Here is a 9531-nt window from a genome sequence, read left to right as displayed (position 1 = left end):
GTGGGCGCGGGCCTGGGCCGGGGCGTGGGCCTGGGCCTGGGCCGGGACCGGATTAATCGGTCGGCCCCGGGCCCGGGCTGGGCTACTGTCCGTGCATATGTCGATGAGTCCAGAAGCCCACATGACCGACCTGCCCGACGAGCTGCTGCCCGCCACCCGCCGCGCGCTGCTGCACCGGCTCGCCGTCGCCCAGGCCGAGGGTCGCACGCCCTCCATGGTCGCCGGGGTCCTGCGCGACGGGCAGCCGGTGTGGAGCGGAGCCCGCAGCATGGTCGACGGGCACGCCCCCACCCCGGACGTCCAGTACCGCATCGGTTCGCTCACCAAGACCTTCGTCGCCGTGCTGGTGCTGCGGCTGCGCGACGAGGGCCTGCTCGACCTCGCCGACCCGCTCTCCCGCCACCTGCCCGGCACGCCCGCCGACGAGGCGACCGTCGCCCAGCTGCTCGCGCACTCCTCCGGCCTGACCGCCGAGACCCCCGGCCCCTGGTGGGAGCGGACCGAGGGCTCGCTGCGGCCGGGCCTCGGCGACCTCCTGGAGGCCGAACGGCCGCTGAAGCACCCGGCCGGGCGGGTCCACCACTACTCCAACCCCGGCTACGCGCTGCTCGGCGCGCTGGTGGCGAAGCTGCGCGGCGAGCCCTGGGGCGAGGTGCTGCGCCGCGAGGTGCTGGCCCCGCTCGGCATGGACCGCACCACGCTGCTGCCCGAGCACCCGCACGCCGGGGGCTTCGCCGTCCATCCCTGGGCCGACGTCCTGCTGCCCGAGCCGCTCACCGACACCGGCCTGATGGGCCCGGCCGGTCAACTCTGGTCCACCGTCGCCGACCTGGCCCGCTGGGCGGCCTTCCTGACGGCCGGCGACGACAAGGTGCTGTCCGCCGACTCCCTCGCCGAGATGCGCTGCCCGGCCGTCGCCCCGGACGACGCCGAGTGGACCAGCGGCTACGGCCTCGGCCTGCAACTGCGCCGCCACGAGGGCCGGTTGCTGTACGGGCACACCGGCTCGATGCCCGGATTCACGGCGGGCCTGTGGATCAGCGAGGCCGACGGCCTGGCCGCCTACGCCCTCTCCAACGCCACCAGCGGCGCCAGCGCCTCGGCCCTGGCGGCGCAGCTGATCGCGCTCACCGCCGAACTGGAGCCCCGGCTGCCCGAGCCGTGGCGCCCGCTGCCCGCGGTGGACGCCGAGCTGCTGGAGCTCACCGGCCCCTGGTACTGGGGCGCCGCGCCGGCCACCCTGCGGCTGCGGCCCGGGCGGGTACTGGAGCTCACCCCGCTCACCGGCGCCGGCCGGGGCTCGCGCTTCCGGCCCGAACCGGACGGCACCTGGACCGGCGTGGAGAACTACTACGCGGGCGAGACCCTGCGGGTGGTCCGCCACCCCGACGGCACGGTCAGCCACCTCGACATCGGCTCCTTCGTCCACACCCGTGAGCCGTACGGCCCGGCCGGCGCCGTCCCGGGCGGGGTCGACCCGGAAGGCTGGCGGACGTTCTGAGCCGCGCGTAGCGATCGTGCCGCAGGGGCGCACGATGCGGCCGTACGCCCCTGCGGCGGGAGTTGTCCACCCCCGGCGGGCGAGCGCCGGGTGCCGGACAAGTGACCGCCGGGCCACGGGTGTTCCCATTCAACAGGTGCACATCTGCGCTCCGCCGGGCCGCAACATAAATGCCAACCGGCTCGGAGAGACATACCTGGACCGGTTCGCGTTCATGCCCAACCGCCTGCGGACCGGGACGGTGCCCTGGTGATCCACGGCACCGCCGATCGTGCTGCCCTGGAGGGTCCGCCATGACCACCGTCCCCACGTACGCTCCGTCCGCAGTCGCCCCCACCCACGACGCCCAGGCGGTCCCCGCGCGCCGCCCCCGGCCCGCCGCCCCGGCCGCGTACACCGTCTCCCTCGCCCGCGACGAGGACGACGTGCGCGCCGCCCAGCGGCTGCGTCACCAGGTCTTCGGCGCCGAGCTGGGCGCGGTGCTGCACAGCCCGGTCGAGGGCCTGGACGTCGACCCGTTCGACGAGTACTGCGACCACCTGCTGGTCCGCGAGGGCGAGCAGGGCGCCGTCGTCGGCACCTACCGTCTGCTGCGCCCCGAGGCCGCCCGCCGGGCCGGCCGGCTGTACTCCGACGGGGAGTTCGACCTCTCCGCGCTCGCGCCGGTGCGCCCCGGCCTGGTCGAGCTCGGGCGCTCCTGCATCCGCCCGGACCACCGGGGCAACGGCGCCGTCATCAACCTGATGTGGGGCGGCATCGCGCGCTACCTGGCCGACACCGGCAACACCTGGGTCGGCGGCTGCTGCTCGATCGAGCTGGCGGACGGCGGCGCCACCGCGGCCCGGGTCTGGGACACCGTCAGCGCCAAGCACCTGGCGCCCGAGGAGTACCGGGTCACCCCGCACCGCCGCTGGGACGCCACCGGGGTGGCGCGCGCCGAGCGGGGCGCGCTGCCGGCCCTGCTCCGCGGCTACCTGCGGCTGGGCGCCTGGGTCTGCGGCGAGCCCGCGTACGACCCGGACTTCGACTGCGCCGACCTGTACGTGCTGCTGTCGCTGGAGCGCACCGACCCGCGCTACCTGCGGCACTTCCTGTCCGGCGTACCCGCCTCGGGCGCCTCGTCATGAGCGTGTGGCTGCCCACGGCGACCTGCCGGCCCGAGACCTGCCTGGCCGAGGCCTCGCCGGAGGTCTCCCACCCCCGGCGGGCGCTGCGGCTGGCGGCCTGTCTGACCGCCGTGCTGGCGGGGGTCGTGCTCGGCCTGCTGGTCCGGCTGTTCCCGTACCGCGCCCGGATCCTGCTGGTCCGGCTCTGGGCGCGGACGGTACTGCGCGCCCTCGGGGTGACCGTCCACCTCGCGGGGCCCGACGGACCGGGTCCCGGCGCGGACGGCGGGGTGCTGGTGGTGGCCAACCACGTGTCCTGGCTGGACATACCACTGCTCGCGGCCGGTCGGCCGGGCCGGTCACTGGCCAAGACCGAGGTCCGGCAGTGGCCGGTGCTCGGCCCGCTGATCGCCGGGTGCGGCACCGTCTTCCTGGACCGCGACCGGCTGCGGACGCTGCCGGACACCGTCGCCGCGGTGACCGGGGTGCTGCGCTCCGGGCAACCGGTGATCGTCTTCCCGGAGGGGTCGACCTGGTGCGGGCGGGAGAGCGGCCGGTTCCGGCCCGCCCTGTTCCAGGCGGCGGTGGAGGCGGGCGCCGACGTCCAGCCGGTGACGATCCGCTACCGGCTGGCGGACGGGCGGCCGACCAGCGTGCCCGCCTTCATCGGGGACGACGGGCTGCTCACCTCGCTCGCCCGGGTGGTCGCGGCCCGCGGGCTGGTCGCCGACGTGACCTTCCTGCCGCCGATAGCGCCGCCCGGCCCGCAGCCCGCCCGGGCGGGCGCCCGGCGCGAGCTGGCCCACAGGGCGCAGGCGGCGATCGAGGGCATCCGCTGACGGGCCGCCGGTGCGGCGGCCCGTGCGACGGGCACGTCCGGGTATGCCGTGCGCCCGGCCGGGCCCCGGCCGGATCGCCGACTGGTTCGCCGATCAGGCGGAGCGGGCCTCGGCCGGCTCCGCCGGCCGCGGACGGACGGCCTCCGGCGGGGCGATCGGACGGGCCCGGCCGAGCAGGACGGCGACCAGGACGGCGGTGACCGCGAGCGCGACCGCCCCGCAGCGCACGGCGAGGTGGATGCCGTCGATGAAGGCGCCGTCCACCGCCTCCTGGAGCGGACCGGGCAGTGCCGCCGAGGCTGCGCCACCGCCGTGCACCGCGCCGGTGGGCGCGTCCGCGATCGGACCGACGGCGTCCGGCGGGACGCCGAGCCGGTGCAGGGCGGCCGTCAGGGAGTCGGTCAGCCGGTCGGTCAGGACGGCGCCCAGCACGGCGATCCCGAGCACCCCGCCGAGTTCGCGCAGGGTGTTGATGGCGGCCGAGGCCATCCCGGTCTGGGCCGGGGCGACCCGCTGCATCACCCCGATCGACACCGGGGTGAAGGTGAGCCCCATCCCGAGGCCCATCGCGAACAGCGTCCACAGGTATTCGAGGTAGTGCGCGTGGTCGCCGTACAGTGACAGGCCGCCGAGGCCCGCCGCGCAGAGGACGAGGCCGAGCACCAGCGGCGGCCGGGGCCCGTGGCGGGCGGTCAGCCGGCCGGAGAGCGGCGCGGCGAGCACCAGCATCGCGGTCATCGGCAGCCCCGCGTAGCCAGCGGCGGCCGGGGACCAGCCGAGGGTGCCCTGCATCATCAGCGGCAGGAAGAACAGCGCGCCGAACATCCCGAAGCTGACCATGAACCCGCTGAGCAGCGCGCCGCCCAGCATGCCGTCGCGGAACAGTCGCAGCTCCAGCATCGGTTCGGCGAGCCGCAGTTCGAGCAGCAGGAAGGCGATCAGCAGCACGGCGGCCGCGGCGCCGCAGCCGAGCACCCGGGCGTCGGTCCAGCCCCGGGACGGGCCCTCGATCAGCGCGTAGACCAGCAGGCCGAGTCCGGTGGCGGACAGGGCGAGGCCGCCGAGGTCGATCCGGCGGGCTCGCGGCGGGATGTCCGGGAGCACCCGGGCGGCGAGCAGCAGTCCGGCGACGCCGATCGGCACGTTGATCCAGAACACGCTGGCCCAGCCGAGGTGTTCGACCATCGGGCCGCCGACCACCGGTCCGACCGAGAGGCCGAGCGCGGAGACCCCGGACCAGGTGGCGATGGCCTTGGCCCGCTCCTGCTCGTCGGTGAAGACGTGCCGCAGCAGGGCGAGACTGCCGGGGGTGAGCAGCGCGGCGCCGACGCCCTGGAGCATCCGGGCGCCGACCAGCACGCCGATCGTGTCGGCGAGCGCGGCCAGGGCCGATCCGACCGTGAAGAGGGCGAGGCCGAGCCGGAACACCCGGGTGCGGCCGTAGCGGTCGCCGAGTGCGCCACCGGTCAGCACGAAGGCCGCGTAGACCAGGCTGTAGCCCTCGGCGACCCATTGCAGGCCGCTGATCCCGGCGTCCAGTTCCTGGCCGATGCGGGGCAGGGCGTTGTTGACGATGACGTTGTCCAGCATGGACATGAACATGGTGACGCAGAGCGTGAGCAGCGCGAGCCGTCGGCGGCGGGCGCTCGATTCCTCCATGGGTTCCCTCCCGATCATGAGCCCCTAACACTGTTAGGGGTCGGCGCGACAGCCACAGAGTGCACCTAACGGTGTTAGATTGCAAGCGGGAATCCACCACACGGCCGGAGGCGTCCGCACACCCATGCCGCAGAACCACCCCGACACGCCCGGGACCGACGACACGACACCCGCCCTGACCAGGGACGCCCTCGCCCAGGCCGCCCTGCGCATCCTGCAACGGGACGGCCTGGCCGGGCTGTCCATGCGCAAGGTCGCCGCCGAGGTCGGCGTCAAGGCGGCCTCGCTGTACTGGCACGTCCGCAACAAGCAGGAGCTCCTCGACCTGCTCACCGACGCGCTGTTGGGCTCCGCCGAGCCCCCGCCGCGCACCGGCGGCTGGCGCGAACAGTTCCACGCGTACAGCTGGCGCTACCGCCGCCTGCTGCTCGACACCCGGGACGCGGCCAAGGTCGTCGCCGGTCGGCTCGCCCCCGGGCCCCACCTGCTCGGGCTGATGGAGGACCAGCTGGACCGGCTCCGCGCGGCCGGCTTCTCCGACGCCGACGCCGCCATGGCCAGCTACCTGCTGGGCGCCTTCGTCCAGGGCTTCGTGCTCCAGGAACAGTCGCCGATCTCGGCCGCCGAGGTGCTCGGCACCAGCCGCCGGGACATCGCCGACGCCGCCGGCGACCTGTTCCGCGCCCTGCCCGCCGAGACCTTCCCCAACTTGGTCGCCCTCGCCGACGACCTCACCGCGCCGGACATGGACGCCCGCTTCGAGTTCGGCCTCCAGCGGGTCCCCGCGCTCTACTCGCCTCCCCACGGATCTCACCCGTCAGGTGCCGCTGCGGATGCGCACGAAGGCAGTCCTCGACGCAACCTCTACAGGGACTTCCTCGCCGAGTGCGCCGAGCTGCTCGACGACCCCCGGGTGCGCACCGCCCGCGACCGGTACGCCGAGGCCGCGGCGGGCCGGAGCGAGGTGGCCCGACTGGTCGGCGCGGCCGGGGAGTCGGGGGACGCGGCGCCGCTGGAGCGGGCCGGCGGGCTGCTGGGCGAGCTGGCGCGGATCGAGCGCGAGGCGATGGGGGAACTGGCCCGGCTGCCGGCCGGCAGCGACGGGCCGGTCATGGGTGGCCGGCCCCGGCGGTGAGCCGCCGCCGCGCCGCGAGGGGTGGGGAGCGCCGAAGGCCGTGTCGGCACACCGGTGTCACCGGACGGCTCGACACCCAGGGTGACCCCGCGGGTGTCGACGGTGGTCATCGGGTCACCGGACGTCGTCGTGCCCGAGACCGCGGTCGGGCGCGCTCATGTCGCCCGTCCCGGGCGTGCCGTCGGCGAGCCCGTAGCGCAGGTAGACGGTGCCCTGCGCACCGGCCGCCGGCGGTTCGAGGAGCGTCAGGTTCGTGGGCACCGCGCCGCCGTCGAACACCTTCTTCCCGACGCCGAGCACGATCGGGTGCACCCACAGGTCGAGACGGTCGAAGAGCTTCTCCCGCAGGAGGGTCTGCACCAGGTCCAGGCTCCCGACGACCTTCACGTGCTCGTGCCGGTCACGGACCTCGCGCACCGCGCCGGCCAGGTCCGGGCCCAGCAGCGTGGACCCGGCCCACGGGAGGCCGGGCGTGCCGCGGGACGCCACGTACTTCGGGACGCGGTTGAAGAGCTCGGCGATCTCGCCGTCCTTCTGGTGCGGCCAGTAGGCGGCGAAGATGTCGTACGTCCGCCGGCCGAGCAGCAGGGCGTCCGTGCCCTCGTACGCGGCGAGGATCTGCGCCCCGGTGCCCTCGTCGATCAGGGGCGCCTGCCAGCCGCCGAACGGGAACCCCACCGGGTCCTCGTCGGGGCCGCCGGGCGCCTGCCCGACGAGGTCGAGGGTCGCGAACAGTTCGATGTGGATGAGGCCCATGTCTGCACTCCCGATGAGTTGGTCGTCCCGTCGAGATGTAGACCTTCCGGGGCCGGAAAACTCATCGCCGCGCCGGTCCCCGGTTTCCGCTGCCCGGTTTCCGCTACCCGGTTTCGGCACCCGCCGCCCGGCCCGGCCCGGGCCGCCGGTGCGACGCCGCCTCGCGGTCAGCAGTTCGGGACGGGATCGGTTTCGCTGGTGATGGCGGTGTCCTTCATGAAGCCGAGTCGACCGTTGTCGGCGACGGTCATCAGCCAGCGGTTCGGGTGCGGCCCGCCGACCCACGCCTGGTTGTCCTCCTTGCAGGAGAACCAGCTGGGGTTGGAGTTCATGTAGCCGACGATCGTGGAGGGGTCCGGGTAGGCGTGGTTGTTGCCGACCATGCCGTAGACCGGGGAGCCGGGCACGTTGTAGCAGTACCACCGGTTGCTGTCCCCGGGCCAACAGTCGTCGGCCGCCGAGGCCGAGGGCGCGACCACGACACCCAGGCTCACCGCCAGGGTGGTGGCGGCGACGGCGGCGGTGATCCTGGCGGTACGGACTTTGCTGAACATGTCTCACTCCTGGCTGCGTGCCTGCGAGTCGGCTCAGCCTCCAGCGTGCCCGGCCGCCCTGTCGTGTCACACATCCGACATATCCGGTGACTCGAAGCAGCCGTTCGTGGGCGGACTTGCCCGAACATCGTCGATCACACGCGCGAACGTGGGGGCGGGTGTTCACCCCTGGCGCACCACCCGTCCGACGAGGCGGACCGCACGGCGCCCCATTCTGCCCGCGGGGGCCCGCCGCCCTTTCGCCGCGTGCGGTCCAGCAGTGGCTGACTGTGCGTGCCGACGGTGTTACTCTCCCGAGAGAAGAGAGAGCTGACTCTCACTTGCCGGCCCGGAAGGCCACTCGTCCGTCCTGGCCCGGCCGCGCGGGAGAGAGCGGCTCCGCCAAGCGTTCCCTGCTCTTGTGGCCCTTCGGCCGGTGAGGAGAGACCATGACCGCGCCCGCACCGCAGTTACCCTTCGAACGCCCCAACGCCCTGGACCTGGCGCCACTGCTCGCACGCCTGCGCGAGGAAGGCCCGATCACGCGGGTGACGACACCCGCCGGCGACCCGGCCTGGCTGGTGACCCGCTACGAGGAAACCCGGGTGATCCTGAGCGACACCCGGTTCTCCCGGCTGCGCCCCGACACCGAGGACGCCCCGAGGATCTCGGCCTCGGCGCTGCACACACGCCCCGCCGTCACGCCCGAGGAGGAGGACCGCGAACACACGCGGATGCGCCGGATGCTGGCGCCCGCGTTCAGCGCGCCGCGGATGCGCCGGATGGGCGAGCGGATCGGGGAACTCGCCGCGTCCTGCCTGGACGCGATGGACGAGGACCGTTCGCGGGATCCGCAACGTGCCGTCAACCTGCACGACCACCTGTCGTTCCCGCTGCCGGTGATGGTGATCTGCGAGCTGCTGGGCGTGCCGGTCGCGGACCGGGACCTGCTGCGCGGCTGGTCGGAACGGATCGCCGCGCTGTACGGCGGCGCCGACGGGGCCGCGGCCATGGCCGAGTTCGAGGCGTACGTGGCCGCCGTCGCCGAGGAGAAGCGCAGGCGGCCGGGGCAGGACGTGATCAGCGACATCCTGGCCGCACAGGCGCAGGACCCCTCGTTCACCGAGGAGGAGATGACCCGCCTGGCGGTGGGGCTGCTGTTCGCGGGCCACGAGACGACGTCGACCCGGATCGACCTGGGGGTCCTGTTCCTGCTGAGCGACACCGCCCGGCGCGACCGCTTCACCGCCGACCCCGAGGGGTCCGCCCGCGCCACCGTGGAGGAGGTCCTGCGGATGGCCGCCCCCGGCGCCCTGGGCCTGACCCGCTACGCCCGCGAGGACGTCACCGTCGCCGGGACGGCGATCGCGCGGGGCGAGGCGGTACTGGTGGCCATCAACGCCGCGAACCGGGACGGGCGGGCCTTCGAGGAACCGGACGCCTTCGACCCGTCGCGTTCCCCCAACGCGCACCTGGCCTTCGGGCACGGCGGTCACTACTGCATCGGCAACGCGCTCGCCCGCACCGAGATGCGGATCGCGCTGACCGCGCTGTTCCGGCGCTTCCCCGGCCTGCGGCTGGCGGTGGACGCGCGCAGCCTGCGCGACCACTCCGAACGGCTGGCGGGCGGCATCGGCGAGGTCCCGGTCCTGTGGTGAACGGGGACCATCGGCCCGAGCGGCCCACCGTACGGGTGGAGGCGGACACCTCGCGGTGCGTGTCGTCGGGGCAGTGCGCGATGACCGCGCCGTCGGTGTTCGACCAGGACGAGGCCGGGCGGGTCGTCGTGCTCGCCGCCGACCCCGGCGGCCGGGCGGCGGAACAGGCCCGTGAGGCGGCCGCCATGTGCCCGGCCTCGGCGATCCGGCTGCGCCCGGCGCGCTGACGGGCGGCGGTGCCGGCGGTGCCGGCCGCCCGGCGTGGCGGCCGGCACCTGCCTCGGCGTCAGGCATCAGGGCGTCAGGGCGTACGGGTGTGCAGCGCGGGGGCGGGACAGGGCAGC

9 protein-coding genes are annotated in these 9531 nt (G+C 74.6%); 6 read left to right on the top strand and 3 right to left on the bottom strand.

Translation table 11 applies throughout. The features are described 5' to 3' along the window. Positions 1 to 121 precede the first annotated feature (121 nt). The 3 genes from ACIQOV_RS13055 to ACIQOV_RS13045 all read left to right on the top strand — a co-directional run bounded on the left by ACIQOV_RS13055 (position 122) and on the right by ACIQOV_RS13045 (position 3446). Positions 122 to 1501 (top strand): serine hydrolase domain-containing protein, encoded by a 1380-nt coding sequence (locus tag ACIQOV_RS13055; protein WP_401048106.1) that lies wholly within the window; start codon positions 122 to 124, stop codon positions 1499 to 1501. A gap of 293 nt (positions 1502 to 1794) precedes the next feature. After that, positions 1795 to 2628 (top strand): GNAT family N-acetyltransferase, encoded by an 834-nt coding sequence (locus ACIQOV_RS13050; protein ID WP_401048103.1) that lies wholly within the window; start codon positions 1795 to 1797, stop codon positions 2626 to 2628. Then, positions 2625 to 3446, top strand: a complete 822-nt coding sequence (locus ACIQOV_RS13045; protein ID WP_401048102.1) for a lysophospholipid acyltransferase family protein — start codon at positions 2625 to 2627, stop codon at positions 3444 to 3446. Before ACIQOV_RS13050 ends, ACIQOV_RS13045 begins: the two co-directional genes overlap by 4 nt. A 93-nt stretch (positions 3447 to 3539) precedes the next feature. On the opposite strand, the gene ACIQOV_RS13040 is transcribed toward ACIQOV_RS13045, so the two are convergent. After that, positions 3540 to 5105 (bottom strand): MFS transporter, encoded by a 1566-nt coding sequence (locus tag ACIQOV_RS13040; RefSeq protein WP_401048101.1) that lies wholly within the window; start codon positions 5103 to 5105, stop codon positions 3540 to 3542. 124 nt (positions 5106 to 5229) lie between these two features. Between ACIQOV_RS13040 and ACIQOV_RS13035 the strand changes: the two genes are divergently transcribed. After that, positions 5230 to 6240: a TetR/AcrR family transcriptional regulator C-terminal domain-containing protein gene (locus ACIQOV_RS13035; RefSeq protein WP_401048098.1), complete on the top strand. Its 1011-nt coding sequence runs from the start codon at positions 5230 to 5232 to the stop codon at positions 6238 to 6240. Between the two features lie 114 nt (positions 6241 to 6354). Here ACIQOV_RS13035 and ACIQOV_RS13030 read toward each other — a convergent pair whose 3' ends face one another. Then, positions 6355 to 6996 carry a dihydrofolate reductase family protein gene (locus ACIQOV_RS13030; RefSeq protein ID WP_401048096.1) on the bottom strand — a complete coding sequence of 214 codons (642 nt, stop codon included), beginning with the start codon at positions 6994 to 6996 and terminating at the stop codon, positions 6355 to 6357. Positions 6997 to 7163: 167 nt separating this feature from the next. Next, positions 7164 to 7550, bottom strand: coding sequence for a hypothetical protein (locus ACIQOV_RS13025; RefSeq protein ID WP_401048095.1), 387 nt, complete (start codon positions 7548 to 7550; stop codon positions 7164 to 7166). A 428-nt stretch (positions 7551 to 7978) separates the two neighbouring features. On the opposite strand from ACIQOV_RS13025, the gene ACIQOV_RS13020 reads away from it, so the two are divergent. Together ACIQOV_RS13020 and ACIQOV_RS13015 are read left to right on the top strand one after the other, a co-directional pair. After that, a complete protein-coding gene (locus ACIQOV_RS13020; RefSeq protein ID WP_401048092.1) occupies positions 7979 to 9187 on the top strand; it encodes a cytochrome P450 in 1209 nt (402 codons plus the stop codon). Then, on the top strand, positions 9184 to 9414 hold the full coding sequence (locus tag ACIQOV_RS13015; RefSeq protein WP_401048089.1) for a ferredoxin: 231 nt from the start codon (positions 9184 to 9186) through the stop codon (positions 9412 to 9414). Before ACIQOV_RS13020 ends, ACIQOV_RS13015 begins: the two co-directional genes overlap by 4 nt. The last annotated feature ends 117 nt before the right edge of the window (positions 9415 to 9531 follow it).

The organism is Kitasatospora sp. NPDC091257, assembly GCF_044757675.1.
Taxonomy (GTDB): Bacteria; Actinomycetota; Actinomycetes; order Streptomycetales; family Streptomycetaceae; genus Kitasatospora; species Kitasatospora lactacystinica.
Note: the sequence above shows the minus strand (reverse complement) of the source record. Positions and strands in the feature narration are given on the sequence as shown.